This window comes from Microbacterium sp. GCS4 (assembly GCF_001262495.1).
Classification (GTDB): Bacteria; Actinomycetota; Actinomycetes; order Actinomycetales; family Microbacteriaceae; genus Microbacterium.
The window spans coordinates 69,176-96,150 of record NZ_LGYE01000005.1 but is presented as its reverse complement, the minus strand read 5'-3'; the positions used below and the strand labels follow the sequence as shown (position 1 = coordinate 96,150).

26 protein-coding genes are annotated in these 26,975 nt (G+C 69.3%); 2 read left to right on the top strand and 24 right to left on the bottom strand.

From position 1 onward, the window contains the following. Positions 1-2 precede the first annotated feature (2 nt). Complete coding sequence (locus AKH00_RS15915; protein ID WP_050723753.1) at positions 3-1,424, bottom strand: dipeptidase; 1,422 nt, start codon at positions 1,422-1,424, stop codon at positions 3-5. 46 nt (positions 1,425-1,470) lie between these two features. Between AKH00_RS15915 and AKH00_RS15910 the strand changes: the two genes are divergently transcribed. Continuing rightward, positions 1,471-2,058 (top strand): DUF3043 domain-containing protein, encoded by a 588-nt coding sequence (locus tag AKH00_RS15910; RefSeq protein WP_050723752.1) that lies wholly within the window; start codon positions 1,471-1,473, stop codon positions 2,056-2,058. Between the two features lie 66 nt (positions 2,059-2,124). Here the strand turns inward: AKH00_RS15910 and AKH00_RS15905 are convergent, their stop codons facing one another. The 9 genes from AKH00_RS15905 to AKH00_RS15865 all read right to left on the bottom strand — a co-directional run bounded on the left by AKH00_RS15905 (position 2,125) and on the right by AKH00_RS15865 (position 12,315). Then, a complete protein-coding gene (locus AKH00_RS15905) occupies positions 2,125-3,156 on the bottom strand; it encodes a quinone-dependent dihydroorotate dehydrogenase (protein WP_050723751.1) in 1,032 nt (343 codons plus the stop codon). Between the two features lie 10 nt (positions 3,157-3,166). After that, a complete protein-coding gene (gene nrdR / locus AKH00_RS15900; RefSeq protein ID WP_050723750.1) occupies positions 3,167-3,637 on the bottom strand; it encodes a transcriptional regulator NrdR in 471 nt (156 codons plus the stop codon). A gap of 10 nt (positions 3,638-3,647) precedes the next feature. Further along, a complete protein-coding gene (hisD, locus tag AKH00_RS15895; RefSeq protein ID WP_050723749.1) occupies positions 3,648-4,952 on the bottom strand; it encodes a histidinol dehydrogenase in 1,305 nt (434 codons plus the stop codon). Positions 4,953-4,955: 3 nt separating this feature from the next. Continuing rightward, positions 4,956-6,197: a hypothetical protein gene (locus tag AKH00_RS15890; protein ID WP_082297688.1), complete on the bottom strand. Its 1,242-nt coding sequence runs from the start codon at positions 6,195-6,197 to the stop codon at positions 4,956-4,958. 150 nt (positions 6,198-6,347) lie between these two features. Further along, on the bottom strand, positions 6,348-9,866 hold the full coding sequence (dnaE, locus tag AKH00_RS15885; protein WP_050723748.1) for a DNA polymerase III subunit alpha: 3,519 nt from the start codon (positions 9,864-9,866) through the stop codon (positions 6,348-6,350). Positions 9,867-9,942: 76 nt separating this feature from the next. After that, a complete protein-coding gene (locus AKH00_RS15880; protein WP_050723747.1) occupies positions 9,943-10,530 on the bottom strand; it encodes a GNAT family N-acetyltransferase in 588 nt (195 codons plus the stop codon). Positions 10,531-10,565: 35 nt separating this feature from the next. Continuing rightward, entirely contained in the window at positions 10,566-11,264 is a 699-nt protein-coding gene (locus AKH00_RS15875; RefSeq protein WP_050723746.1) for a hypothetical protein, read from the bottom strand. Further along, on the bottom strand, positions 11,261-11,707 hold the full coding sequence (locus tag AKH00_RS15870) for a DUF6114 domain-containing protein (protein WP_235556812.1): 447 nt from the start codon (positions 11,705-11,707) through the stop codon (positions 11,261-11,263). Before AKH00_RS15870 ends, AKH00_RS15875 begins: the two co-directional genes overlap by 4 nt. Then, complete coding sequence (locus tag AKH00_RS15865; protein ID WP_050723745.1) at positions 11,698-12,315, bottom strand: DUF6230 family protein; 618 nt, start codon at positions 12,313-12,315, stop codon at positions 11,698-11,700. Before AKH00_RS15865 ends, AKH00_RS15870 begins: the two co-directional genes overlap by 10 nt. A 99-nt stretch (positions 12,316-12,414) precedes the next feature. Between AKH00_RS15865 and AKH00_RS15860 the strand changes: the two genes are divergently transcribed. Next, positions 12,415-13,014, top strand: a complete 600-nt coding sequence (locus AKH00_RS15860; RefSeq protein ID WP_050723744.1) for a TetR/AcrR family transcriptional regulator — start codon at positions 12,415-12,417, stop codon at positions 13,012-13,014. Between the two features lies 1 nt (position 13,015). Here the strand turns inward: AKH00_RS15860 and AKH00_RS15855 are convergent, their stop codons facing one another. The 14 genes from AKH00_RS15855 to AKH00_RS15790 form a co-directional block, all read right to left on the bottom strand. Further along, entirely contained in the window at positions 13,016-13,936 is a 921-nt protein-coding gene (locus AKH00_RS15855) for an RluA family pseudouridine synthase (RefSeq protein ID WP_050723743.1), read from the bottom strand. Positions 13,937-13,938: 2 nt separating this feature from the next. Beyond that, positions 13,939-14,604, bottom strand: a complete 666-nt coding sequence (lspA, locus tag AKH00_RS15850; RefSeq protein WP_082297687.1) for a signal peptidase II — start codon at positions 14,602-14,604, stop codon at positions 13,939-13,941. 9 nt (positions 14,605-14,613) lie between these two features. Continuing rightward, complete coding sequence (locus AKH00_RS15845) at positions 14,614-15,201, bottom strand: DivIVA domain-containing protein (protein ID WP_050723742.1); 588 nt, start codon at positions 15,199-15,201, stop codon at positions 14,614-14,616. Between the two features lie 153 nt (positions 15,202-15,354). Further along, the gene (locus AKH00_RS15840; RefSeq protein WP_050723741.1) at positions 15,355-15,651 is read right to left on the bottom strand and encodes a YggT family protein; all 297 of its coding nucleotides are present in this window, start codon (positions 15,649-15,651) and stop codon (positions 15,355-15,357) included. Between the two features lie 3 nt (positions 15,652-15,654). Beyond that, positions 15,655-16,140 (bottom strand): cell division protein SepF, encoded by a 486-nt coding sequence (locus tag AKH00_RS15835; RefSeq protein ID WP_050723740.1) that lies wholly within the window; start codon positions 16,138-16,140, stop codon positions 15,655-15,657. Between the two features lie 43 nt (positions 16,141-16,183). Next, positions 16,184-16,864, bottom strand: a complete 681-nt coding sequence (locus AKH00_RS15830) for a YggS family pyridoxal phosphate-dependent enzyme (RefSeq protein WP_050723739.1) — start codon at positions 16,862-16,864, stop codon at positions 16,184-16,186. Next, entirely contained in the window at positions 16,861-18,021 is a 1,161-nt protein-coding gene (ftsZ, locus tag AKH00_RS15825) for a cell division protein FtsZ (protein ID WP_050723738.1), read from the bottom strand. The genes AKH00_RS15830 and ftsZ overlap by 4 nt, the downstream gene beginning before the upstream one ends. Before the next feature lie 203 nt (positions 18,022-18,224). Continuing rightward, the gene (locus tag AKH00_RS15820) at positions 18,225-18,977 is read right to left on the bottom strand and encodes an FtsQ-type POTRA domain-containing protein (RefSeq protein WP_152926229.1); all 753 of its coding nucleotides are present in this window, start codon (positions 18,975-18,977) and stop codon (positions 18,225-18,227) included. A 183-nt stretch (positions 18,978-19,160) separates the two neighbouring features. Beyond that, positions 19,161-20,558: a UDP-N-acetylmuramate--L-alanine ligase gene (murC, locus tag AKH00_RS15815; protein WP_050723737.1), complete on the bottom strand. Its 1,398-nt coding sequence runs from the start codon at positions 20,556-20,558 to the stop codon at positions 19,161-19,163. Positions 20,559-20,620: 62 nt separating this feature from the next. Further along, positions 20,621-21,697, bottom strand: a complete 1,077-nt coding sequence (locus AKH00_RS15810) for a UDP-N-acetylglucosamine--N-acetylmuramyl-(pentapeptide) pyrophosphoryl-undecaprenol N-acetylglucosamine transferase (RefSeq protein ID WP_050723736.1) — start codon at positions 21,695-21,697, stop codon at positions 20,621-20,623. Next, a complete protein-coding gene (ftsW, locus tag AKH00_RS15805) occupies positions 21,694-22,950 on the bottom strand; it encodes a putative lipid II flippase FtsW (protein ID WP_050723735.1) in 1,257 nt (418 codons plus the stop codon). The genes AKH00_RS15810 and ftsW overlap by 4 nt, the downstream gene beginning before the upstream one ends. Continuing rightward, positions 22,919-24,454: a UDP-N-acetylmuramoyl-L-alanine--D-glutamate ligase gene (murD, locus tag AKH00_RS15800; RefSeq protein WP_050723734.1), complete on the bottom strand. Its 1,536-nt coding sequence runs from the start codon at positions 24,452-24,454 to the stop codon at positions 22,919-22,921. The genes ftsW and murD overlap by 32 nt, the downstream gene beginning before the upstream one ends. Then, on the bottom strand, positions 24,444-25,556 hold the full coding sequence (gene mraY / locus AKH00_RS15795) for a phospho-N-acetylmuramoyl-pentapeptide-transferase (RefSeq protein ID WP_050723733.1): 1,113 nt from the start codon (positions 25,554-25,556) through the stop codon (positions 24,444-24,446). The genes murD and mraY overlap by 11 nt, the downstream gene beginning before the upstream one ends. Beyond that, positions 25,553-26,965 carry a UDP-N-acetylmuramoyl-tripeptide--D-alanyl-D-alanine ligase gene (locus AKH00_RS15790; RefSeq protein ID WP_050723732.1) on the bottom strand — a complete coding sequence of 471 codons (1,413 nt, stop codon included), beginning with the start codon at positions 26,963-26,965 and terminating at the stop codon, positions 25,553-25,555. The genes mraY and AKH00_RS15790 overlap by 4 nt, the downstream gene beginning before the upstream one ends. Positions 26,966-26,975: the final 10 nt, after the last annotated feature.

The following is a 26,975-nucleotide window of genomic DNA, read 5'->3' as shown; positions in this document are numbered from 1 at the left end:
GGTCAGATCACGACGTCGTTCATGCGCGCCAGCAGCAGCGCCTCGGTCGCGACGGCATGCCGGAACGTGTCGAGGTGCAGGGATTCGTTCGGGCTGTGCGCACGCGAATGAGGATCCTCCACGCCGGTGACGAGGATCTGCGCCTCGGGGAACTCGCGGACGAGGTCCGCGATGAACGGGATCGAGCCGCCGACTCCGAGGTCGATCGGGGCGACGCCGTAGCCGTCGTGCATCGCCGAGCGCGTGAGGGACACGGCCCAGCCGCTCGTGTCCACGAGGAAGCCGTTGCCGAGGTCGACGTCGGAGAACGTCAGCTCGGCGCCGAACGGTGCGTGGGCGCGCAGATGGGCCTCGAGTGCCGCGTACGCCTCCTCCCCGGACTGCCCCGGTGCGACGCGGGCGCTGATCACGACCGAGACCTCCGGCAGGAGGGTGTTGGATGCCGCGGCGACACTCGTGGCGTCGATGCCGATGATCGTCACCGAGGGCTTGTTCCAGATACGGCTGAGGATCGTGCCGTCACCGATCGGCGTGGTCCCGGGCAGCAGACCCGCCTCGTCACGGAGGGTCTCCTCGGTGTAGTCGGGCGTGGGTGCGTCGCGCTCGGTCATGCCCTCGACGGCGACCGAGCCGTCGGCGTTCCACAGCGTGGACAGCATGGTGACCGTCGCCATCATGGCGTCGGGCACCGCTCCCCCGAACATGCCGGAGTGCGAGGCGTGATCGAGCGTGCGCACGCGCACCGTGAAGCGCGCGTTGCCCCGCAGCGAGACCGTGAGGCCCGGGGTCTCCGAGTCCCAGTTGCCGGAGTCGGCGACGACGATCGCATCCGCGCGCAGCGCCTCCTTGTTGTCGGACAGGAACTGCGCGAACGAGCGGGAGCCGTACTCCTCCTCCCCCTCGATGAACATCGCGATGCCGAGTTCGAGGTCGTCACCGAGCACCTCGGCGACGGCGCGGATCGAGGCGATGTGCGCCATGATCCCAGCCTTGTCGTCGGCGGCTCCGCGTCCGTAGAGGCGCCCGTCGCGCACCGTCGGTTCGAAGGGCGGGGTCTCCCACAGCGCGTCGTCACCCGGAGGCTGCACGTCGTGGTGCGCGTAGAGCAGGATGGTCGGCTTGCCGTTCTTCGCCGCGCGCGTCGCGAGCACGGCCGGCTGCCCCACCTCGTCGTTGCCCGGGATCGCCGCACGAAGGATCCGGACGCTGTCGAACACGCCCGTGTCCTCGGCCAGCGCCGCAACGGCCTCGGAGCTGCGCTCGAGCTGCGTCTGGTCGAACGCGGGCCAGGCCATCCCGGGGATGCGCACGAGGCGCCCCAGGTCGCTGAGAGCAGCCGGCATCCCGGTTGCGGCCGACTCCAGGACGGCGGGTTCGCGGTCGCTGGTCGGAATCTGGTCGCCGGGCTGAACAGGAGAAGTCATGCGAGTAATCTTAAGGTGATCCGCTCTCATCGAACCGAGGAACCTCGTGGCCACTTCCCCCGCATCTCCGCCGACGAACGACGACGCCCCCGAGACGAACGCCGTGGGCAAGGGGCGCGCCACGCCGACCCGTGCAGAACAGGAGGCGGCTCGCCGACGCCCGCTCGTCGCGAACACCAAGGAGGCCAAGGCCGCCGCGCGCGCCGAGCTCAACGAGCGCCGCTCGCGCGCCCAGGCGGGCCTCGCAGCGGGTGAGGAGAAGTACCTGCCTGCCCGTGACAAGGGTCCGCAGCGCCGATGGGTCCGAGACTATGTGGATGCCGGATGGCACCCCGCCGAGTTCGTGATGGGCGTCATGGTGCTCGTGATCCTCATCTCGCTGCTCCCGCCGAACCTCGCGATCGGCGGCTTCGCGGTCGCCGGCTGGGCGTACCTCGTGATGATGGCCTACCTCGTGATCGCGATCGGCGGAATGATCCTGCTCGGCTACCGCGTGAAGAGGAAGATCGCGGCGAAGTTCGGCAAGGAGCGGATGGAGCGCGGCCTGGGCTGGTACGCCGCCATGCGGTCGCTGCAGATGCGGTTCATGCGTCTCCCGAAGGCTCAGGTCAAGCGCGGCCAGTACCCGGCCTGACCCACGTATGTGAAAGGCGCCTCCCGCTCTGTGCGAGCCGGAGGCGCCTTTTCGCTGCCGCTCACGTCAGCGACGGCGGAGCCGGAGGAGACCCCGGTTGATCTCCCGGCCCCAGAGCGGACCGCGATAGAGGAAGGCCGTGTAGCCCTGCACGAGCGTCGCACCGGCATCCAGACGCTCCTGCACGTCGGCGGGCGTCTCGACGCCGCCGACCGCGATCACGCAGAAGTCCTCGGGGACGGCCCCGCGCACCAGGCGCAGCACCTGCAGGGAACGCTCCTTGAGCGGGGCTCCGGACAGACCTCCGGCCCCCGCGGCCTCCACGGTCGCGTCGTCGGTCAGGAGACCGTCGCGACTGATCGTCGTGTTGTGCGCGATGATTCCCGCGAGACCCTCCGCGACGGCGAGCTGCGCGATCGCGGTGATCTCCTCGTCGGGGAGGTCAGGAGCGATCTTGACGAGAAGCGGTGTGTCGCCGGACGCCGCCTTCACGGCGCGCAGCAGCGGCGCGAGCGTCTCGACGGCCTGCAGCCCGCGCAATCCCGGCGTGTTCGGCGAGGAGACGTTGACCGCGAGGTAGTCCGCGAGCGGGGCGAGACGCGTCGCGGAGGCGACGTAGTCCGCGGTCGCGTCCTCCACTTCGACCACGCGGCTCTTGCCGATGTTGACGCCGATCACCGTGTCGGGCGCGCCACGGCGGAGCTTCGCGAGGCGCCGAGCCGCGGCATCCGCTCCCTGGTTGTTGAACCCCATGCGGTTGATGACCGCACGGTCGGCGAGGAGTCGGAACAGTCGGGGCTTCGGGTTGCCGTCCTGCGGGATCGCCGTGAGCGTACCGACCTCGACATGTCCGAACCCGAGCGCGGCGAGCCCCTTCACGCCGACGGCGTTCTTGTCGAACCCTGCCGCGATACCGAACGGCGAGGGGAACGTGAGCCCCAGCGCGTCGACGCGCAGAGACGGGTCGGGCTTCGTCAGCGCGCGGGTCGCACCGGCGAACGGCGGCGCGCCGAGCACCCTGATCACCGCCATGCCGGCGTGATGGGCGAACTCGGGGTCGAAGCGCGCCAGGACGGCGCGGAAGAGCAGCGGATACATCCCTGCCAGGTTACCGGTCGGCGGGCTCGCGCTCGGCGTGATCGGCCCGGAGGTCGGTGATCGCGCTCTCGAAGTCCTCGAGGGAGTCGAACGCCTGGTAGACGCTCGCGAAACGCAGGTAGGCGACCTCGTCGAGATCACGGAGCGGACCGAGGATGGCCAGGCCGATCTCGTTCGTGTCGAGCTGCGAGACGCCCGTCTGGCGCACGGCCTCCTCCACCCGCTGGGCGAGGATCGCGAGGTCGGCCTCCGTGACGGGACGCCCCTGGCAGGCCTTGCGCACGCCCGAGATCACCTTCTCCCGGCTGAACGGCTCCATGACGCCGGAGCGCTTGATCACGTTGAGGCTCGCGGTCTCGGTCGTCGTGAAGCGACCGCCGCATTCGGGACACTGGCGACGTCGGCGGATCGAGAGGCCGTCGTCGCTGGTGCGCGAGTCGATGACGCGGGAGTCCGGGTGACGGCAGAACGGGCAGTGCATCTGACCGATCCTACGCGGTGAAGCGCGCCTCGACGGCCTCGCCGTGAGCGGGCAGGATCTCGGTGTTCGCGAGCGCCACGACGCCTGCGCGCACCGCGGAGAGGGCGGCGTGGTCGTACCGGATGACCTGCTGCGGGCGCAGGAACGTGTAGGCACCGAGCCCGGGTGCGTATCGCGCCTGCCCGCCGGTCGGCAGCACGTGGTTGCTTCCGGCCATGTAGTCCCCGAGGCTCACGGGCGTCTGGTCCCCGACGAAGACGGCTCCCGCGCTGGTGAAGGACGCGGCGGCTTCCTCGGCATCCGCGAGGTGCAGCTCGAGGTGCTCGGGGGCGTAGGCGTTGCTGAAAGCGGTGGCCATGCCGCGGCCGTCCACGAGGACGATCGCCGACTGGGGGCCGTCGAGTGCGACCGCGACGCGCGCGGCGTGGCGGGTCCGCTCGGCCTGGCGTGACACCTCCGCTGCGACTTGCTCCGCAAGTTCGACGGAATCCGTCACGAGCACGACGGACGCCTCCTCGTCGTGCTCGGCCTGACTCACGAGATCGGCGGCGACGAGTCGCGCATCCGCGGCGGAGTCGGCGACCACGAGGATCTCCGTCGCGCCCGCCTCCGAATCTGTGCCCACCACTCCCGCGACGGCACGCTTGGCGGAGGCGACGTAGTTGTTGCCAGGGCCCGACACGACATCGACCGGGTCGAGGCCGACTGACGCGACACCGTGGGCGAACGCGCCGATCGCGCCGGCTCCCCCCATGGCGTACACCTCCGTGATGCCGAGCAGACCCGCAGCGGCGAGGATCGTCGGGTGGATGCGGCCGCCCTGGTCGGCCTGAGGCGGCGAGGCCAGAGCGATCTGCGTCACGCCTGCGACCTGCGCCGGTACGACGTTCATGATGACGCTCGACGGGTACACGGCCTTGCCGCCGGGGATGTAGACGCCGACGCGCTGCACCGGCTGCCAGCGCTGGGTGATCGTGGCGCCGTCGCCGATCTGCGTGACCTGCGGTGCGGGCACCTGCGCAGTGGAGGCGAGACGCACGCGGCGGATCGCTTCCTCCAGTGCATCGCGCACCGCGGGGTCCAGGGCGTCCAGCGCCTCCTGGATGTGCGCGGCGGGCACGCGTATGTCGTGTCCCGTCACCTGGTCGAACCGCTCGGCCTGCTCGCGCAGAGCGACCTCGCCGCGGTCGCGGACGTCGTCGACGATGCGCGCCGCGGTGTCGAGGGCCTCGGCCCTGGCCTGAGTGGCGCGCGGCACGGCCGCGAGCATGTCGGCGGGCGAGAGCTCTCGCCCTCGCAGATCGATCGTGCGCACAGATCAGCCCTTCGTGATGTCCGCGATGTCGTGCAGATAGCCGATGCGGCCGTCGTCATGACGCACCACGTAGGCGCCGCCGCGATCCTCGATCACGAGCGCCCAGGCGGTCGGCCCGATCCGGAAGATCGCGTCGCCGCGCTCGTCGTGGACGTCGCGCTCGGTGGGCGCGAGGATCCAGAACGGTTGGGGCGCTGGTGCGGATTCACGCGGATTCGTGGCATCGAGGTCGACGTCTCCCACGGCTGCGAAAGCCTCGGTCCGGGGTGCGCCGACCTCCTGTGCGGGAGCACCCAGGATCGACTCGATACTGCCGGTGTCGGAGACGATGTCCGGTTCCTCGTTCCAAGTGCGACGCGAGTAGGCCGGCGTGTACTCCTCATCGGAGGTCGCCTGCTCGGTCCCCGTCCCGCCACCGGAGGCGTGGGAGGACAGCGGCACCTGTGACGCGAGATCGAGGCGGGCGACCTCGTCGGTCGCCTGCTGACCCGAGAGCTCGACGTCGAGGCCGTCGGCGGAGAGCGTCACGTAGCTGTCGGGTGCGAGCGTCGGGTTCTGCTGGCCTTCCGGGAACCCGGCGCCCTCGGCGGCGGGGTCGGCGACAGTCGGCTCAGGGCGCTCGGGGCGCGGACGCGCGATCACGGGGCGCGCCGGGTTGGCGTTGCGGTGCGCGAGCGTGACGAGGCGACCGTGGAAGTCCTCGCGGAGGCCGGGGATGAGAGGCGCGAAGACGGTGACAGCGACGAGGGCGAGGGCGACGGCGAACTGCACCCAGGGCACCCAGACGACCGCGGAGACGCCCGTCGCGATCACGACGGACACGTACTCCCACAGGAGCTGAGCCCACCAGACGGCCGCGACAGAGAAGGCCACGGACGCGAACTGGTCGATTCCCAGTGAGCCGACGCGACGGATGCCCTCGGGTGAGAACCGGCGGAGGACGAGCAGGAACACGGCGACGGTAGGAACGCCGATCGGCAGCACCCAGGAGATCCCCTGGGCCCACAGCGACGGCGACCAGCCGAGGGGCACGAACGACAGGACGAAGAGGACGAGCCATGCACCCACGATCACGAGTTCGCGCAGGGTGAGACCGAGGATGCCGTACTCCGGCGTCACCTCGTCGTCGTAGAGGACGCCGTCGTCGTCGGAGAAGGTCTCGTCGGCGGCGGAGACGGCGGACACGGAGGCCGTCGTGTCGGCATCCGCGGGATCACTGTTCAGGAAGGGGGATTCCGTGCTCATGGGTGGTCCTTTCGTCACGGTACGGGTTCGGACGCCTCGTACCCAACGGGTCAAGATCCTACCGGGTGCTCCGGAGAGTGCACCCGGCAGGTCGCCCCGCGCGACCTCGGATGACGGTGGAGACGGGGCTCGATGACGTCGGAGGCGGATTCAGCCGAGGCAGGAGGGGCCGAGCAGCGACTTCAGGTCGCCGAACAGATCCGCCGAGACCTTGACGGGCATCGGCACCTCGAACACCTTGGCCATGCCGCCGCGATGAACACGCAGCATGACCTCGGTCTCGCCGCTGTGTCGCCGCAGGATATCCGCGAGATCCAGCATGACCCGTTCGGTCGCACGCTGCTCCGCGAGCACGAGCGCTAGTGGACCGGCGGCGTCGAACGACCCGACGTCGGGGGCGAACGCCGACTGTGCGTGGAGATTGAGGCCGTCGTCGCGTCGCGAGACCCGTCCGCGCACCGCGAGGATCGAGTCCTGCTGCAGGGTGTGCTGGAACTCCGTGTAGGTCTTTCCCATGAACATGACGGTGACCTCGCCGTTGAAGTCCTCGACCGTGATCATGCCGTACGGGTTTCCGCTGGCTTTCGCGACGCGGTGCTGCACACTCGTGACGAGCCCGGCGACGGTCACCTGGTCGCCGTCCTGGAGGTCTTCCGAGTTGTTGAGGTCGTGGATCGAGATCGACGCATGTTTCGCGAGGGGGACCTCGAGTCCGGCGAGCGGATGGTCGGACACGTAGAGCCCGAGCATCTCCCTCTCGAACGCGAGCTTGTCCTTCTTGATCCATTCCGGGCGGGCGGGGACTTTGGCCGGTGCCGTCTCCTCCATCCCGTCGTAGAGGCTGTCGAAGTCGAAGCCGATCGCGCCCTGGGCCTCGTTGCGCTTGCGGTCCACGGCCGCTTCGACCGCATCCTCGTGGATCTCCATGAGCGCGCGGCGGGTATCGCCCATGGAGTCGAAGGCTCCGGCCTTGATCAGCGACTCGACCGTGCGCTTGTTCGAGACGTGCAGCGGCACGGTGTCGAGGAAGTGATGGAACGACGTGAACCGTTCGTCCTTGCGCGAGGTGACGATGCCGTCGACCACGTTGCTGCCGACGTTGCGCACGGCGCCGAGGCCGAAGCGGATGTCGTCGCCGACGGCCGCGAAGTAGTTGATCGACTCGGAGACGTCGGGCGGGAGGACCTTGATCCCCATGCGGCGGCACTCGTTGAGGTAGAGCGCCATCTTGTCCTTGGAGTCGCCGACGCTGGTGAGCAGCGCGGCCATGTACTCGGCCGGGTAGTGCGCCTTGAGGTAGGCGGTCCAGTAGGACACCACGCCGTAGGCGGCGGAGTGGGCTTTGTTGAACGCGTAGTCGGAGAAGGGCAGCAGGATCTCCCACAGCGCGTTGACCGCGGCGTCGGAGTAGCCGTTGGCGTGCATGCCCGCCTGGAAGCCCTCGAACTGCTTGTCGAGTTCGGACTTCTTCTTCTTGCCCATCGCGCGCCGGAGGATGTCGGCCTGTCCGAGGGAGAACCCGGCCACGCGCTGAGCGATGGCCATGACCTGCTCCTGATAGATGATCAGACCGTAGGACTCCTCGAGGATGTCGGCGAGCGACTCGGTGAACTCGGGGTGGATCGGTGTGATCGGCTGCGCGCCGTTCTTGCGCAGCGCGTAGTTGGTGTGCGAGTTGGCTCCCATGGGGCCGGGACGGTACAGCGCGATGAGGGCCGAGATGTCGCCGAAGTTGTCGGGCTTCATCAGGCGCATGAGCGAGCGCATCGGCCCGCCGTCGAGCTGGAAGACGCCGAGCGAGTCACCGCGCGCGAGGAGGTCGTACGCGCCGCGGTCATCGAGCGCGAGGTGCTCGAGGTCGAGCTCCTCTCCCCTGTTCATGCGGATGTTGTCGAGAGCGTCGGAGATGATGGTGAGGTTGCGGAGCCCCAGGAAGTCCATCTTGATGAGTCCGAGGGACTCGCACGACGGGTAGTCGAACTGCGTGACGATCTGGCCGTCCTGCTCACGGCGCATGATCGGGATGATGTCGAGCAGCGGCTCGGACGACATGATCACACCGGCGGCGTGCACGCCCCACTGGCGCTTGAGCCCCTCGAGACCGAGTGCGCGATCGAACACCGTCTTCGCCTCGGGATCGGTCTCGATCAGCGCGCGGAACTCGCTCGCCTCCTTGTACCGCTTGTGAGCGGAGTCGAACATGCCGCCGAGCTCCATGTCCTTGCCCATGACGGGCGGCGGCATGGCCTTCGTGAGGCGCTCGCCCATGCTGAACGGGAAGCCGAGCACGCGGCCGGCATCCTTGAGGGCCTGCTTGGACTTGATGGTTCCGTAGGTCACGATCTGCGCGACGCGCTCGGAGCCGTACTTCTTCGTCACGTACTCGATGACCTCGCCGCGGCGACGGTCGTCGAAATCGACGTCGAAGTCGGGCATCGAGACGCGGTCGGGGTTGAGGAACCGCTCGAAGATCAGTCCGTGCTCGAGAGGATCGAGGTCGGTGATCTTCATGGCGTAGGCGACCATGGAGCCGGCGCCCGAGCCGCGGCCCGGTCCGACGCGGATGCCGTTGTCCTTGGCCCAGTTGATGAAGTCGGCGACGACGAGGAAGTACCCGGGGAAGCCCATCTGCAGGATGATGCCGGTCTCGTACTCCGCCTGCTTGCGGACCTTGTCGGGGATGCCGTTCGGGTACCGGTAGTGGAGGCCGGCCTCCACCTCCTTGATGAGCCAGCTGTCCTCGGTCTCGCCGTCCGGAACGGGGAAGCGCGGCATGTAGTTTGCGGCGGTGTTGAACTCCACCTCGCAGCGCTCAGCGATCAGGAGCGTGTTGTCGCACGCCTCCGGGTGATCGCGGAAGAGCTGGCGCATCTCGGCGGCGGTCTTGATGTAGTAGCCGTCGCCGTCGAACTTGAACCGGTTCGGGTCGTCGAGCGTCGAGCCGGACTGCACGCACAGCAGCGCCTCGTGCGCGTCGGCCTCGTGCTGGTGGGTGTAGTGCGAGTCGTTGGTGCCGACGAGCGGGATGTTCAGGTCCTTCGCGAGCCGGATGAGGTCCGACATCACGCGCCGCTCGATCGAGAGACCGTGGTCCATGATCTCGGCGAAGTAGTTCTCCTTGCCGAAGAGGTCCTGGAACTCCGCCGCGGCCGCACGCGCCGCGTCGTACTGCCCGAGGCGCAGTCGGGTCTGGATCTCGCCCGAGGGGCAGCCGGTCGTGGCGATCAGCCCCTTGCCGTAGGTCTGCAGGAGCTCCCGGTCCATACGGGGCTTGAAGTAGTACCCCTCCATGCTCGACAGGGAGCTGAGGCGGAACAGATTGTGCATGCCCTGCGTGTTCTCGCTCCACATGGTCATGTGGGTGTAGGCACCGGACCCCGAGACGTCGTCGCTCTTCTGGTCGGGCGAGCCCCACTGCACTCGCGTCTTGTCGCTGCGGTGGGTGCCGGGCGTCACGTACGCCTCGAGACCGATGATCGGCTTCACGCCTGCGGCGTTCGCCGCCTTGTAGAACTCGAAGGCCGCGAACGTGTTGCCGTGGTCGGTCACCGCGATCGCCGGCATGTCGTAATCGGCGGCGGCCTGGGTCATCGACGCGATCTTCGCCGCACCGTCGAGCATGGAGTACTCGCTGTGCACGTGCAGGTGGACGAAGGAGTCGGATGCCATGGTCCGAGTCTACTTTCGGCGTCCGACATCGCGGCCGCGGAGCGCTGGCCGTTCCGCGATGCGAGGTCTCTCGTGGTCACCGCAGATCGAGCCGCATCAGCACCCGGGGGAAGCCGTTCAGGACCGACCCGGTGTCGGCGGCCTTGACGAAGCCCGCATCCTCGAAGATCTTGCGCGTGCCGACGTAGGCCATGGTCAGGTCGACCTTCTGACCCTTGTTGTCGACGGGATACGCCTCGACCATGGGCGCCCCGCGCTCTCGCGCATAGGCGACGGCGCCGTCGACCAGGGCGTGCGTGATGCCCTGCTTGCGATGGCCGGGTCGCACTCGCAGGCACCACAGCGACCATACGTCGAGGTCGTCGATGTGCGGGATGAGGCGGTTCGTCGCGAAGCTCGTATCGCTGCGCGGGTGCAGTGCCGCCCACCCCACGGGCTCGTCTTCGAGATAGGCGATCACCCCCGGAGGCGGATCGTGTCGGCAGAGCTCGCGCACCCGCTCGGCGCGGGCGTGCCCCTTCAACGCCTGATTCTCCTTGCTGCCGATCCGGTAGCTCAGGCAGAAGCACACGTTCGACGTCGGCTTCTTCGGACCGACGAGGGTCGCGACGTCATCGAACGCGGTGGCCGGCCTCACCTCGATCCGCTCGCTCCCGGTGCTCATGGGCCCAGTCTGGACCACGGCTCCGACATGCGCACCTAGTCGAGCTCGACGATCCGCTGATCCGTGTTCGAGTACGTGATCGAGTCCGCCGTGCTGCCGACGAGACCCATGGTCACGTCCAGCAGACCCGGCTCGATGTCGGTGAGCGGCGGCGGCGTGTCGAGTCCGATCGTGAGCGGCTCCCCGCCCAGCGCGGAGGCGCTCACCGATCCGAGGTAGACGCTCACATGCCCCTGCAAGGACATCGTGTCGGCGGTGGTGACGAGCCCCGGGCCGTCGGGCGGACGGACCGTGAGCGAGAATCCGTCGATCGTGATCGAGTCGGCGCTGATCTTGAGCACTCGCACTCCGCCACCGTCCACGGTCGGCACGGTGACGATCGAGATCCCGGAGAGTCCCGTGAAGGACAACGACTTCGACCCTAGAGCCGCCGGCGTACCGGTGAAGACAGGCGCGGCATCGTCGACGGGTGCGGGCACGGGGTCGACCGGTGCGGGCTGCACGGGCGGAGCCGGGACCGTCGGCAGAGGAACCGCGGGCAGCGACGGATCCGCGGGATCGGTCGGGGACGGGCTCTCGGACGGCGTCACGGGATCGGTCTCCGGATCCGGACAGTAGATCAGCGGGATGCAGAAGCCCGCCTGAGGGTGCGGGGCGGCCGCTCCGAGCGTCATCGGCGTCACCGCGGCGGCGACGAGGAGCGCAGCGGCGGCGAGGGCGGGGCGACGGATCACGTCGCTGTCGCCCCGACGTCCGGCGCCTCGACGGAGATCGTCTCACGCGGGGCCATCCACGCCACGACGAGGACGCCCCCGACGACGGACAGGAGCATGCCGATGAGGAACCCGCCCAGATTGACGCCGATCAGCGAGTACAGGGCGACCGCGAGCGCGATCACTCCGTAGAACACATGGTGCGCGGGCATGGTGATCGCCAGGATGCCGAGGAGCAGCAGCACGACGGGGATGATCGTCGCCTGGAGTCCTTCGATGCCGAGCTGCACATGCAGGTGTCCGATGTCGAGCTGCCCCGAGAAGAACATCTCGATGCCGCCGAGCGCGACGAGGATGCCGCCGATGAAGGGACGCTGGCGACACCACGCGCGGAAGCGCCCGGGCACGGCGACGGCGGTCTCCGGCGAGTTGTCGGTCACGGCATCCGTCCCGTTCAGAAGCATCCCTGCGAACCGTCCGTGAGCTCGAGCGACATCCCCTTCAGCGTGAACACGGACGCCTGGGTGCTCCATGCGGTCTGCTGGAGGTTCGTGATCGAGATCGTGTCGGAGTCCTGGGCGAAGTCGCCCGGTGTGCCCTTGGCGTCGGTGTTCACGGTCGAGGCGTCGACGCCGATGCGGATCCCGCCGAACGTCGCGTCGCCCTTGAGACCGGTCATCCCGATCTGCAGGTCGCTCGCGGTCGCCGGTTCCCCGCCCCCGCCGGCCTTGATGAGAACCCCGACGGTGCCGAGCGGCGTCTCGGTGATGACCGACTGGCAGAGGTCGCTGAGCGTCGCGCTCTTGATGTTGGCGATCGCGACGGTGTGCTCTCCGCCCTCGGTGTCGGTCGCGACGCCCGCGTACTGCGAGAACCCTGTGCCCTCGAGCTGGCTCGCGCCGATCTGGAACTGACTGCCCGAGACGGCGAACGATACGGGCACGGAGCCCTGCGCCACTCCTCCGAGCAGGACTGCGGCGACGATCCCCGCCGGGACGGCGGCGAGAGTGATGCGTCCGGCGTGCGACGAGGTCGCGGCGGACAGGACTCTGGACGGCTTCGGGAACTTCATCGATCCTCCTCCTTCGCGCGGACGGCTCCGTCAGCGCGATGGTCCGATCCTATGCCTTATTGATTCAGAGTCAATACCTGTACTCGTTAGGCTTCAGGCATGTCGTCGGAGCGCCGTTCTCGCCTCAGCCCCGACGAGCGCCGCGCCCAGCTGATCGCGATCGGGGTGCACTTCCTGACAGAGCATCCGCTCGACGACCTCACGATCGAGGAGCTCGCGCTCCGCGCCGGCGTATCGAAAGCCCTGGTCTTCCACTACTTCGAAAGTCGCCAGGGGCTCGAGCGGGCGATCGTCACGACCGCCAAGGACAGCCTCCTCCTCGCGACCGAGCCGCGCCTCGACCTCCCCCCGCGCGAACGGATCAGAGACACCCTGCTGCGGATCTCCGGGTTCGTGCGGGACCACAGCGGCACCTTCTCCTCCCTCGTCCGCGGCGTCGCGAGCGGCGACCCGGCCGTGCGCGCGATCGTCGACGAGTCCCGCGAACTCAACGCGCTGCGCCTCCGAGAGGCCTTCGTCGAGCTGGGTGTGCGCGACGACGTGGCGCTGCGCGTGGCGCTGCGCGCCTGGGTGTCGTTCACCGAGGAGGCGCTTCTCGAACTGGTCGTGGATCGGCGAGTCGGCGATGATGCTGTCGTCGACTTCCTCGAGAGGACGCTCGACGGCGTCGTCGCCGCGGCGCGGGACGCACGCTTCTGAGTCACTCCCCGCGCAGCACCTCGAGCGCATGCTGGAAATCGGCGGGATACGGCGACTCGAACTGCACCCACTCCCCCGTCGCGGGGTGCGTGAACGCGAGCCGATGGGCATGCAGCCACTGCCGGGTCAGTCCGAGACGTGCCGACAGCGTCGGGTCCGCCCCGTAGAGGGGATCGCCCACGCACGGATGCCGGTGCGCGGCCATGTGCACGCGGATCTGGTGCGTGCGGCCGGTCTCGAGGTGGATCTCGAGCAGCGATGCCCCGGGGAACGCCTCGAGCGTCTCGTAGTGCGTGACAGAGGGCTTGCCGTCGGGGACGACCGCGAACTTCCACGAGTGCCCGGGATGCCGACCGATCGGAGCGTCGATCGTTCCCGCGAGCGGGTCGGGATGCCCCTGGACGACCGCGTGGTAGATCTTCTCGACCGTGCGCTCCTTGAAGGCGTGCTTGAGGGCGGTGTAGGCCGACTCGGTCTTGGCGACGACCATGAGCCCGCTCGTGCCGACGTCGAGGCGATGCACGACGCCTTGCCGCTCGGGAGCACCGCTGGTCGCGATGCGGAACCCCGCCGCGGCCAACGCGCCGACCACCGTCGGGCCGTCCCACCCGAGGGAGGGATGCGCGGCGACGCCCGTGGGCTTGTCGACCACCACGATGTCATCGTCGTCGTACACGATGCCGAGTTCCGGAACCGCGATCGGGATGATCCGCGGTTCCTCCTTCGGCTGCCATTCGACCTCGAGCCAGCCCCCGCCGCGCAGACGGTCGGACTTGTCGAGCACGGTCCCGTCGACGCGGACGCCACCGGCGGCGGCGACGTCTGCCGCGAACGTCCGGGAGAAGCCCAGCATCTTCGCGAGCGCCGCATCGACGCGCACGCCGTCCAGCCCGTCCGGGACGGGAAGAGATCGGAACTCCACGATCAGCGACCGTCCGCGGTCGGTGCTCCGGCGGAGGCCTCCGGCGTGTCCGGACGGCCCGCGGAATAGTCGTCGTTCGCGACATCGGCCTCGTGATCCGCGGCCGCCGCCGCAGCCTCGGCATCCTCGTCGTTCTCGACGACCGCATGCTCGTGGTCGCGCTCGCGCGTTCCGTCGAAGCGCAGGCCGAACACGACCAGGAGAGCGACGGAGATCATGCCCGTGACGATGAACACGTCGGCGACGTTGAAGATCGCCGGGAGCATCCACGGCATCGAGATCATGTCGACGACATGCCCCACGCCGAAGCCCGGCTCACGGAACAGACGATCGCCGAGGTTTCCGAGCACGCCTCCGAGCAGACCGCCCAGCACGACGGCCCAGAGCCGCGAGCGCAGCCCCGTGGCCTTCCACACGATCACGACCGCCACGACCGCGAGCGCGATCGTGAAGATCCACGTCACGTCGGAGCCGAGCGAGAACGCCGCGCCGGGATTCCGGACGTAGTACCACTGGAGGAACTCGCCGAGAACCGGCACCGGCTCCTGCAGGGGCAGGTACGTGATCGTGAGGTACTTCACACACTGATCGGCGGCCAGCACGAGCGCTGCGATGATCGCAACGATCGCGCCGGCCGCCGACCGACGAAGAGGAGGGCGTCCTGGCAAAAGGACGACCTACAGACCGATCGCGGAGACCGGGGTCGAGTCCGTCGACGCCGACTTCTCGTCGAGGTCGCGGAGCTGGCCCTCGATGTAACCGCGCAGCTGCGAGCGGTAGTCGCGCTCGAAGTTACGGAGCTCGGTGATGCGGGCCTCGAGCGTGTTGCGCTCGCGCTCCAGACGTGCCGACTCCTCGCGCTGCTTGGCCTCGGCCTCGGTGCGGATGCGCGTGACCTCGCCCTCTGCGTCCGCGATGAGCTGGGCGCGCTTGGCCTCACCCTCGGCGACGTGCTCGTCGTGCAGACGCTGCGCGAGCTCGATGATGCCGGCGGTGGCGGTCGCGGAACCCGACGGGGCGGGCTCGGCAGCGGGAGCTTCGACGACGGGCGCGGGTGCCTCGGCGACGGGAGCAGCCGGAGCGGCGGCCTCGCCGGACTCGAAAGCGGCCAGCTTGGCCTTGAGCTCGACGTTCTCCTCGAGGGCCTTGCGCCACTCGATGACGATCTCGTCGAGGAAGTCGTCGACCTCGTCCGGGTCGAATCCGTCCTTGAAGCGGACGTGCTGGAACTGCTTGGTGACGACGTCATCCGGGGTAAGTGCCATGGTGGCTCCTTCGATGAGTTCGGTTGCCAGTTTCGAGAATGGCGTGGTCGTGATGTGGCGCGAACCCGGGGCGCGCACCTGGGAGCCAAGCATAGTCCCCGAGCCTGGTCGTCGCGATGCCGCGACACCCGGTCACCCGGAACTCGCGGCGTGTCAGCGGAAGATCCCCACGATGTTCATGAGGATCAGCACGATCAGGATCGTGAGGGAGAACCCGAAGTCGAGCGACAGCGATCCGATCCGCAACGGCGGTATGAGCCGCCGGAAGAACCGGACCGGCGGATCGGTGATGGTGTAGACGACTTCGGCGGCCACGAGACCGGCGCCCTTGGGGCGCCACTCGCGGTTGAACAGCGGGATGTAGTCGAGGATCAGCCGCGCGAAGAGGACGAGCAGGTACAGCAGCAGCGCCGTGTGGACGATGCTCGCGAGGACGGAGACGAGCCCCACGGGTTACGACTGGTCGAAGCCCGCGGACTCGGCGTCCGCGTGCGCGATGCCCCCGTGACCGGAGACGTTGATGTTCTCCGGCGAGAGGAGGAACACCTTCGAGGTCACGCGCTCGATGCGGCCGTACAGGCCCAGTGAGAGGCCGGAGGCGAAATCGATCAGACGGCGCGCATCCGCGTCGCTCATCTGCGAGAGGTTGATGATGACCGGCACGCCCTCGCGGAAGCTCTCGGCGATGAGCTGGGCATCGCGGTACTGCTTGGGGTGCACGGTGAGGATCTCGTTCACGGCCCCTCCTGCGGGCTGACGCACGGCGACGGGACGACGCAGCGGGGTGATCGGCGCGGGGGCCGGCTCTTCACGGTCACGGTCACGGTCGCGATCACGCTCGCGGTGGGCGCGGGCCGGAGCCTGCTGCTCCTCCTCGTAGACCTCTTCCTCGTCGGCGAGGCCGAGATACACCATGGTCTTCTTCAGCGGGTTACCCATCGTGTCCTCCGGTTCGAACGTGTCGGGCTGGTCTGGTTAGAGGTTAACCCCGGTCGGGGCGGGGTCCCGTGATTGCGGAGCCGATCCGAAGGTGTGTCGCGCCGGCCGCGATCGCCTCGACGAAGTCGCCGGTCATACCCGCCGAGATCCAGTCGGCGTCGGGCGCGACCTCTCTGACCTGCTCGGAGAGGTCGCGCAGACGGGCGAACGCCGGAGCCGGGTCCTGATCGAGCGGGGCGACGGCCATCACGCCCCGCAGGCGGAGCGACGGCAGCGTGAGGATGTGCTCCGCGAGCGATCGCACGTCGGCGGGAGCGACGCCCCCACGACCCGGGTCGTCGGTCAGATTGACCTGCACGGTCACATCGAGGACGTCGTCTCCCTCGGCGGCGCGGTGCAACGCGTCGGCCAACCGGTCACGATCGACCGAGTGCACGGCATCCGCGCTCCGTCGGATCGCGGCGGCCTTGTTGGTCTGGGCCTGGCCGATGAAGTGCCAGCGCACATCCACGTCGCCGAGCTCGGCGGTCTTGCCGGAGAGCTCCTGCTGCCGGTTCTCCCCCACGTCGCGAACGCCCAGCTCTGCGAGCTCGCGCACGAGCGAGGCGGGGTGGAACTTGGTGACGACGATGCGGGTGATCTCCGCGGGATCGCGTCCAGCGAGACGCGCGGCGTCGGCGATGCGATCATCGATCGCCGACAGCCGCGCGGCCAGCTCGGTCACTTGAGGAATTCGGGGATGTCGATGTCGTCGTCGGCGAAGGCCGGCTCGATGCTCGTCGCGGTCACGCGCTGCGGCGTCTGCTCGGGCTTCTCGGCGGCGGACTCGGATGCCGAGGGAGCGGCGTCCTCGTCGCTGGGGAGCGACACCTCCGGCAGCGTGCTCGCCGCGGCAGGGCGGGTGACGACCATCGGGTCGAGGCGCAGCGACGGCTCGCCGCCGTCGAAGCCCGCGGCGATCACCGTGACGCGCACCTCGTCGCCGAGGGTGTCGTCGATGACCGTTCCGAAGATGATGTTCGCCTCCGGGTGCGCGGCCTCTTTGACGAGGTCGGCGGCGTCGTGGATCTCGAAGATCCCGAGGTTCGATCCACCCTGGATCGAGAGGAGCACGCCGTGTGCGCCTTCGATCGACGCTTCGAGGAGCGGCGATTCGACCGCGAGCTCGGCGGCCTTGATCGCTCGGTCAGCGCCGCGTGCCGAGCCGATGCCCATGAGCGCGGAGCCTGCCCCCTGCATGACCGACTTCACGTCGGCGAAGTCGAGGTTGATGAGACCCGGCGTCGTGATGAGGTCCGTGATGCCCTGAACACCGGCCAAGAGCACCTGGTCCGCCGTGGCGAACGCCTCGATCATCGAGATGCCACGGTCGCTGATCTCGAGGAGCCGGTCGTTCGGGACGACGATGAGGGTGTCGACCTCTTCCTTGAGCTTGGAGACGCCTGCCTCGGCCTGGCTCTGTCGGCGACGGCCCTCGAACGAGAACGGCTTCGTGACGACACCGATGGTGAGCGCTCCGATCGACTTCGCGATCCGAGCGACCACGGGGGCGCCGCCGGTTCCGGTGCCGCCACCCTCGCCGGCCGTGACGAAGACCATGTCGGCGCCGGTCAGGGCCTGCTCGATCTCCTCCGCGTGGTCCTCGGCGGCGCGGCGTCCGACCTCGGGGTCGGCGCCTGCTCCGAGTCCGCGGGTGAGCTCACGGCCCACGTCGAGCTTGACGTCGGCGTCGCTCATGAGGAGCGCCTGCGCGTCGGTGTTGACGGCGATGAACTCGACTCCGCGGAGGCCGAGCTCGATCATGCGGTTGACGGCGTTGACGCCGCCACCGCCGACGCCGACGACCTTGATCACGGCGAGGTAGTTCTGGTTCTGGCTCATGGCCGGCCTCCGAAAGATTCGAGCCTGTCTTGTGGTGTCCACCGGCCGGGTCAAACCTTAAACCTCAACTAGAGGTGTAAAGTATTTCCCGGTATCGGTTTCTCTTGTTCGAAGGTAAGCGCCGCACGCACGCGCGGACGCAGCGACACGGGCGTGTCGCCCGTTTGCCGTCGGAACCTCGTCCCGACTCGCGCCCGGAGGCCTCAGCCGACCACGACCGCACGCGGCGAGGTCACGTCGATCGTCGACGCCCCGGGGCTCGAGAGGAGCGTCTTCGTGAGGACCTCGCTCTTCAACGGCGACTCGTCCGCGCTCCCCCACACGATCGTCAGACCGGAGTTCAACGTCAGCGTCACGTCGTCCTGCGTCGACGCGCTCACGTTCGTCAATGCGGCCCGCACGTCCGCGGGCACCGAGCGCACGACGAGTCCCGCGCTCTCGAACGCCGCCGAGCCGGTGCCGCCCGCGACGTCGAGCAGCGGCTGCCCGGCGGGCTGGTCGGAGGTGGTCGAGAGCGCGACGCCCGCGGCATCCACGAGGGTGTACCCGGCATCGGAGCGGATCACGCCGACCGGCGTGCGCTCCACGATCCGCACCGTGAGATCGTGCGGGGGCCTGGCCTCCAGCGCATAGGTCTCGATGAGCGGGAACGCGAGCAGCGCGGCCTTGACCTCGCTCGCATCGACCAGCGCGAGCGGGGTCCCCAACTGGTCCGACAGCGCCGACTCGACGGTCGACGCATCGAGCGTCGAGGCCCCGACCACCGTGATGCGCTCGACAGCGAACAGCGGGCTGTAGGCCGCGGCGATGCTCCCGCCGATCAGGAGCACCGACGCGCCCACGGCGCTGAGCCAGACGATGCGGCGACGGCGCGACCGCTGCGTGAAGCGACGGATCTCCGCGCGCAGCGCCTTCCGACGTGCACGCGCCGCCCGCCACACGTCCCGAGCCGACATGGGGCCCGGGTCATCGTGCCCCGCGCGGGGCGCCTCCGCAGACCCGTCGTACGCTGTCGCCGAATCGGCCGCGCGTCCGGCATCCGTCGCGCTCGCGCGCGCCCCGCCCCGCGGACGTCGCGTCGTCGCGTCGTCCGTCGCACCGCCGGGCGACGTCGGGAGCGGGGGCGGCCGGCGCATCGACTACGCCCCGGTCGACCGCAGCGACTCGAGCACCTGCGGGATGATCTGGTACACGTTGCCGCAGCCGAGCGTCACGACGAAGTCGCCGTCGCGGGCGACGGAGGCGGTGTAGTCGGCGGCCTGCTGCCAGTCCGCCACGAAGTGCACGTGGGACTGATCGTCGAAGGCACCGCTCACGAGCTCGCCCGTGACCCCGGGCACGGGATCCTCTCGCGCGCCGTACACGTCGAGCATGACCGTGTGATCCGCGTACGTCTCGAGCACCTCGGCGAACTCGCGGTACATGTGCTGCGTGCGCGAATAGGTGTGCGGCTGCTGGATCGCGATGATCCGTCCGGAGCCGGCGATCGAGCGCATGGCCTCGAGCGCCGCGCGCACCTCGGTCGGATGATGCGAGTAGTCGTCGTAGACGGTCACGCCGCGCTCGATCCCGTGCTGCTCGAGACGACGCACGGTGCCGGCGAAGCCCTCGACGGCCGTGACAGACTCCCCGAGCCCGAAACCGAGCGACAGCAGTACCGCGACGGCGCCGGTCGCGTTGACCGCATTGTGCACACCGGGCACCGCGAGCTGAAGGCGGACGCTCTCGCCTCCGAACGTGACAGTCGCCGACACGGGACCCGAGGCGACGATGTCGGTGAGGCGGACGTCCGCGTCCTCGGCCTGCCCGAAGGTGATCACCCGGGGATGCGAGAGCCCGGCCCCGACCCGGAGGGCTCCCGGATCGTCGCTGGAGATCACGACGGCCTCGGTCGCGGCGTCGGCGAAGCGCACGAAGGCATCGTGGAACGCCTCCTCGGAGCCGTAGTGGTCGAGATGATCGGGGTCGACGTTCGTGATCAGCGCGACAGCCGTGTCGTACAGCAGGAACGTGCCGTCGGACTCATCGGCCTCGATCACGAACAGATCGCCCGAGCCGGTCGCGCTCGAGACGCCGAGCTGCTCGATCACGCCTCCGTTGACGAAGTGCGGATCGGCGCCGAGCGCCTGCAGCGCCGTGACGATCATGCCCGTCGACGTGGTCTTGCCGTGCGCGCCGGCAACCGAGACCAACCGTCGCGACCCGATCAGCCAGTGCAGAGCCTGCGAACGGTGGATCACGTGCAGACCGCGCTCCTTGGCCGTCACGAACTCGGGGTTCTCGGGCCAGATCGCCCCGGTGTGCACGACTGTGTCGGCATCGCCGAGGTGCGCGGCGTCATGCCCCACGTGCACGGTCGCGCCGGCGGCCGCGAGGGCGCGCAGGTTGTCGCTGTCGGCACGGTCGCTGCCGGACACCCGGATGCCGGCGTCGAGGAACATGCGGGCGAGGCCGCTCATGCCGGAACCGCCGATGCCGATGAAGTGCGCGGAGGAGATCGATTCGGGGATCGGGAGCGAGAGGTCGGGTCTGATCATGTCGTGTTCAGTCTACTTTTCGGTCGGGCGTACTCGGGTGGGCCGCGGCGGGCGATCGCGGGTCAGGCGACGCCGAGCGCCCGGTCCACGAGGGCGATCACGTTCTCGGTGCCGCTGCGCGTGCCGACACGACCGGCGGCCTCGGCCATCGCGGTCAGTCGCGCCGGATCGTTCAGCACGGGGATCACGATGCGGCGCACGGCGTCGCCGTCGAATGTGGCATCGTCGAGGAGTCGGGCTGCCCCGGCGGCGACCGCGGACGCCGCGTTCAGGCGCTGCTCGCCGTTGCCGACCGAGTACGGCACGTAGAGGGCGGGGATGCCGAGGGCGCTGATCTCGCTGACCGTGGCCGCGCCCGAGCGCGACACGACCAGGTCGGCGAGCGCGAACGCGAGGTCCATGCGGTCGACATAGCGCTGCAGCGAGTAGCCGGGCACCTCGGGGTCGGTGAGCTCGCTGCGCTCCCCCGTGACGTGCAGGAGCTGCCATCCGGCGGCGAGCACGTCGCCCCAGGAGTCCGCGAGTGCCTCGTTGAGACGCTGGGCGCCGAGGGATCCGCCGAACACGAGAAGCACCGGGCGGTCGGCGTCGAGGCCGAAGTGCTCGGCGGCCTCGGCACGTGCCGCGGCGCGATCGAGCTCGATGACCTCGCGACGCAACGGCATCCCCACGACCTCGCCGCCCCGCAGAGGGGTGCCGTCGAAGGCGACGCCGGTGGCCGCGGCACCGCGGGCGCCCAGGACGTTGGCGAGCCCCGGTTTGGCGTTGGCCTCGTGCACCACGAAGGGCACGCCCTCGCGGCGGGCGGCGACGTAGGCGGGTGCGGAGGCGTAGCCGCCGAATCCGACGACGACGTCGACCGCGTGCGCGCGGATGTGGTCGCGGACCTGGGCGACGGCCCGGCGGAAGCGTGAGGGGAAGCGCACGGCCTGCGCGTTCGGGCGCCGCGGGAACGGAACCTTGTCGACGATCAGCAGCTCGTAGCCGCGCGCCGGCACAAGGCGCGACTCCAGCCCTTCGGCCGTACCGAGCACGAGGATCTCCGCCGCCGTGTCGCGGGCACGGAGACCGTCGGCGACGGCGAGCAGGGGGTTCACATGGCCGGCGGTGCCTCCGCCGGCGAGAAGGTACGTGGTCACCGTGCGACCCTACCCCGACCCGCCGTGCGTCCCGCGCCGCGCGCGACGGCGGCCGATCGTGCGGCCGCCTTCTCCTCGGCCCCCGGAAGCGTGCGCGCGAAGGAGAGCAGCACGCCGCACGCGATGAGCACGGCGAGCAGGGCGGTGCCACCCTGCGACATGAACGGCAACGGCACGCCCATCACGGGGAAGACCCCGATCACGACGCCGATGTTGAGCACGGCCTGACCCGTGATCCACACCGTGATGCCGCCCGCCGCCACGCGGATGAAGGGGTCGTCGGTCTTGCGGATCACGTGGAACGCACCGACCGTGAAGATCGTGAAGAGCGCGAGCACGACGATGCAGCCGATGAGTCCGAGCTCCTCGCCCACGATCGCGAAGATGAAGTCGTTGCCCGCGGCGGGAAGCCAGCCGTACTTCTCCTGCGAGTTCCCCAGGCCGACGCCGAAGATGCCGCCGGACGCCATGCCCCAGATGCCATGGATCGACTGGTAGCAGTCGCCGGTGTACGCCGACATGTCGGAGCACGTCGCGGTGATCCGACGCATCCGGTCGGGGCTCGTGATCGCCAGCGCGATGACCGAGATCACGCCGAGGATCACCGGGAGGATGAACAGCCGGAGTTTGACGCCGGAGAAGAACAGGCACCCGAGCAGCACGAGCACCATCACCATCGCGGTGCCGAGGTCCTTTCCCGCGAGCACCGTGCCGATGGCCAGGGCGCCCACGGGGACGACAGGGATGAAGACCTGGTGCCACGTGCCGAGCATCGTGTGCTTGCGCATCAGCACGTAGCCGATCCAGACAGCGAGCGACAGCTTGAGGAACTCGGACGGCTGCAGCGTGAAGCCCGCGATGTTGATCCAGTTCCGGTTTCCGCCGTCCTCGATGCCGAGGGGCGTGAAGACGAGCAGCTGCAGGGCGATCGCGCCGAACAGCGCGGGCCAGGCCATCCGCTTGAGGAACTTCATGGGCATGCGCGAGAGCAGGAACATGAGCGGGATCCCGAGCAGGGCGAACACTCCCTGGCGCAGCGCGCCGCCCATGGGGTTCTGGCCGCTCGCCACCGCCGTCGCGCTCGTCGCCGACAGCACCATGACGATCCCGAAGATCGTGAGGAGCAGCGCCGCCGAGGCGATCATGAGGAACTCGGTCGACAGAGGCGTGAATCGGCGTCCGAGCGAGACGCGGGCCGCGAGCCCTGCGCCGCGTCCGGCGTCAGAGCGCGGGGGGCGTTCGACCTGTGTCATCGCTCCCCCGGTCTATCCAGTCCCGCACCGCCTCGGCGAAGCGGTGTCCGCGATCCGCGTAGCTCGTGAACTGATCGAAGGATGCGGCGGCGGGGGCCAGCAGCACCGTTCCCTCGCCGTCGACGATCCCCGCAGCGATCTCCACGACGCGGTTCATGACGTGTCCAGTCTCGCCAGCATCCACCTCGAAGACCGGCACCGCGGGCGCGTGTCGCTCGAATGCCGCGATCACCCCGGCCCGCTCTACCCCGATCACGACCGCGGCACGCGCGGTCGTGCCGGCCGTGGCCACCAGCTCGGCGATGTCGACGCCCTTCAGGTCCCCGCCGACGACCCAGACCGCGCCGGGGTAGGCGCGCAGCGAGGACGCGGCGGCGTGCGGGTTCGTGGCCTTGGAGTCGTCGACCCAGGTGATGCCGGCGTGGCGGGCGACGACCTGGATGCGGTGGGCGTCGAGGCGGAAGGCCTGCAGCGCCGCGTGGATCGCCTCGGGCTCGGTGCCGAGCGAGCGGGCGAGTGCGCTCGCGGCGAGGATGTTCTGCACGATATGGGGCGCGGCGAGGCCCGCGTCCTCCAGGTCGGCGAGCGTCGTGAGTTCGAGTGCGCTGCGGGCGCGATCCTCCAGGAACGCCCGGTCTACCAGCAGGCCCTCGACGACTCCGAGATCGCTCGGCCCCGGCACGCCGAGGTCGAAGCCTATGGCGCGCGCGCCCTCGACGACCTCGGCCTCCTCGACCATGATCCGGGTCGCTTCATCGGCCTTGTTGTACACGCACGCGACTCGGGTGTTGCGGTAGACGAGCGCCTTGGCGTCCCGGTACGCCTGAGCGGTGCCGTGCCACACGAGATGGTCGTCCGCGAGGTTGAGGCAGACGGCGGAGTGCGGGACCGGCTGCCCCTCCGGTGCCGAGAGTCCGAGATACCAGAGCTGGTGGCTGGACAGCTCGACCACGAGCACGTCGAACCCGGCGGGGTCGCGCACCGCGTCGAGCACGGGTACGCCGATGTTGCCGCACGGCGCCGCACGCAGACCGCCCTCGACGAGCAGCGTCGCGGTGAGCTGCGTCGTCGTGGTCTTGCCGTTCGTGCCGGTGATCAGCACCCAGTCGGCGGGAGTACCGTCCGGCCTCGTCACCTTGTCGCGCACCCGCCAGGCGAGTTCGATGTCGCCCCAGAGCGCGATCCCCGACTCCTGCACCCAGCGGATCACAGGATGCGACGGAGAGAAGCCGGGCGAGGCGATCACGACTTCGGGGTCGAAGTCGACGAGAGCCTGCGGCACGTCCGACAGCGCCCCGATCTCGAGCCGGGCGCCGACCACGGGCACGAGCCTCGCGTATTCCTCGTCGGCGGACTCGCTGAGCACGAGCACATCCGCCCCGAGCTCGGCGAGCGTGTCCGCGACAGAGAACCCGGTCATCGACAGACCGAGCACCGCGACGCGCAGGCCCGACCAGTCGGCGCTCCAGCTCGTGAGCGTCGCGAGTCGCGCCTCAGCCGACACGGGTCAGCCACTCGACGTAGAACAGACCGACCGCCGAGACCGCGAGAAGACCCGCGATGATCCACATGCGCACCACGATCGTGACCTCGGACCAGCCCCGCATCTCGAGGTGATGGTGGAACGGGCTCATGAGGAAGAGCCGTTTGCCGCGCGTGACCTTGAAGTAGGCGCGCTGCAGGATGACCGAGCCGGAGGCCATGACGAACACGCCGGCGATCACGAGCAGCAGCAGCTCGGTGCGGGTCAGGATCGCCATCGCCGTGATGACGCCGCCGATCGCCATGGAGCCCACGTCGCCCATGAACACCTTGGCCTTGGGTGCGTTCCACCACAGGAACCCGATGAGGCTCGCGGCGAAGGATGCGGCGATGATGGCCAGGCTGAACGGGTCGCGTACCTCGTAGCATCCGCCGATCGCGGCCTTCTCGACACCTTCGCCGACGCAGGACTGCTTGAACTGCCAGAAGGCGATGAGGCTGTAGGCGCCCACCACGATCACGCCCGCTCCCGCAGCGAGTCCGTCCAGGCCGTCCGTGAGGTTCACGCTGTTGGAGGTCGCGACGCCGATCACCGAGATCCAGAGCAGGTACAGCGCCCACCCGAGGACGACCGTGAACGCGAACAGGTTGAGCCAGGGGATGTCACGGAACAGGGAGATCGACCCGGATGCCGGGGTCTGGTCGAACTTGTTGGGGAAGTTCAGGGCCACGATGCCGAAGGGGATGATCACCAGCAGCTGCCCGATGATCTTGCGCCAACCGGAGAGCCCGAGGCTGCGCTGGCTGCGCACCTTCATGTAGTCGTCGATGAATCCGACGGCGCCGAAGCCGATCATGAGCCAGATCACCAGCAGCGCGGAGAGCGCGGGGGTGCCGCCGCCGACGTACACGCCGGTGAAGTAGCCGACCATGGTGCCGAGGATGAAGATCACCCCGCCCATCGTGGGCGTGCCGCGCTTGGCCTCGTGGCTCGGATTCTCGATCGCTTCGGGGGTGCGGATGACCTGACCCCATCCCCATTTGCGGAAAAGCCGGAGGAAGACGGGAGTCAGGAAGAGTGTGAAGGCGAGCGAGATGGCCGCCGCCATGATGAGTGACCTCACGAGAACGATTCTCCCAGACGATCGCCGAGATGCCGGAGGCCCACGGAGTTGGATGACTTGACGAGCACGCGGTCGCCGTCGCGCAGCTCGGTGAGGAGGTACTCGAACGCGGAGTCCTGATCCGCGAAGAACACGGCCTCGCTGTCCCAGGAGCCCTCGCCGATCGCGGAGATGTACAGCCGCCTCGCCTCCTGGCCGACCACGACGATGCGCTGGATGTTGAGGCGCACCGCGAGCAGCCCGATGCGGTCGTGCTCCTCCCCCGCGGTCTCGCCCAGCTCGCTCATGGCACCGAGCACCGCGACGGTGCGCTCCCCGGGGCCGGTGATCTGCGCGAGCGTGCGCAGCGCCGCCGCCATCGAGTCGGGGCTCGCGTTGTACGCGTCGTTGATGATCCGCACCCGATCGCTGCCGAGGGGCTGCATCCGCCAGCGCTCGGCGATCTCGACGGTCTCGAGGCGAGCGATCGCGTCCGCGGCCGCGACGCCGAGCACACCGGCCGCTGCGATCGCAGCGAGGGCGTTGTTGACGTGGTGGGCGCCGAGGACGCGGAGGTGCAGCGGGATGCGCTCCCCCGCGGATTCGATCACGCACGTCGTCCCGGAGGCCGTGACCTCGAGATCGTGCGCGCGGACGTCGGCGGCGCTGCTCTGGCCGAACCCGACGACCGTCAGCCCCCGGGAGTCGGCCAGGTCCCGCATCCCGGCGACACGCGGGTCGTCGACGTTGAGCACGGCCGTGCCGCCGACCGCAGCGGCCGCCACGAGCTCGGACTTGGCGCGCGCGGTGGCCTCGATGCCGCCGAACCCGCCCGCATGCGCGAGACCGACCATGAGGACGACCGCGACGTCGGGCTCGACGAGTCCTGCGAGCCTCGCGATGCTGCCGGGTGCGTCGGCGCCGAACTCGCTCACGAGGAACCGTGTGCCATGCGTGACGCGCAGCATCGTGACCGGGGCGCCGACCTCGTTGTTGTAGGAGTTGATCGGGGCGATCGTCTCGCCCTCATCCGACAGGATCCGCGCGAGGAAGTTCTTGGTGGTGGTCTTGCCGTTGGAGCCGGTGATGCCGACGATCTTCAGGCCGCCACCGGCACGGACGCGCGCCACGACCTCGCGGGCGAGATCGGCGAGGGCGAGCACCGCGTCGGGCACGACGATCTGCGTGATCTCGTCGTCCACGGGACGCTCGACGATCGCGAGCACGGCGCCGGCCGCCAGGGCGGCGCCGACGAAACGGTGGCCGTCGGTCTCCGCACCCGGCTTGGCGACGAAGATCGCTCCCGGGCCCATGTTCCGCGAGTCGGTGTCGACCACCCCCTCGACGGTCGTCTCGGGCGTGGCGGTACCGGCGAGCCGCAGATCACCCCCGAGGACGGCGGCGATCTCGGCAAGCGACAGGGCGATCATGACATCTCCA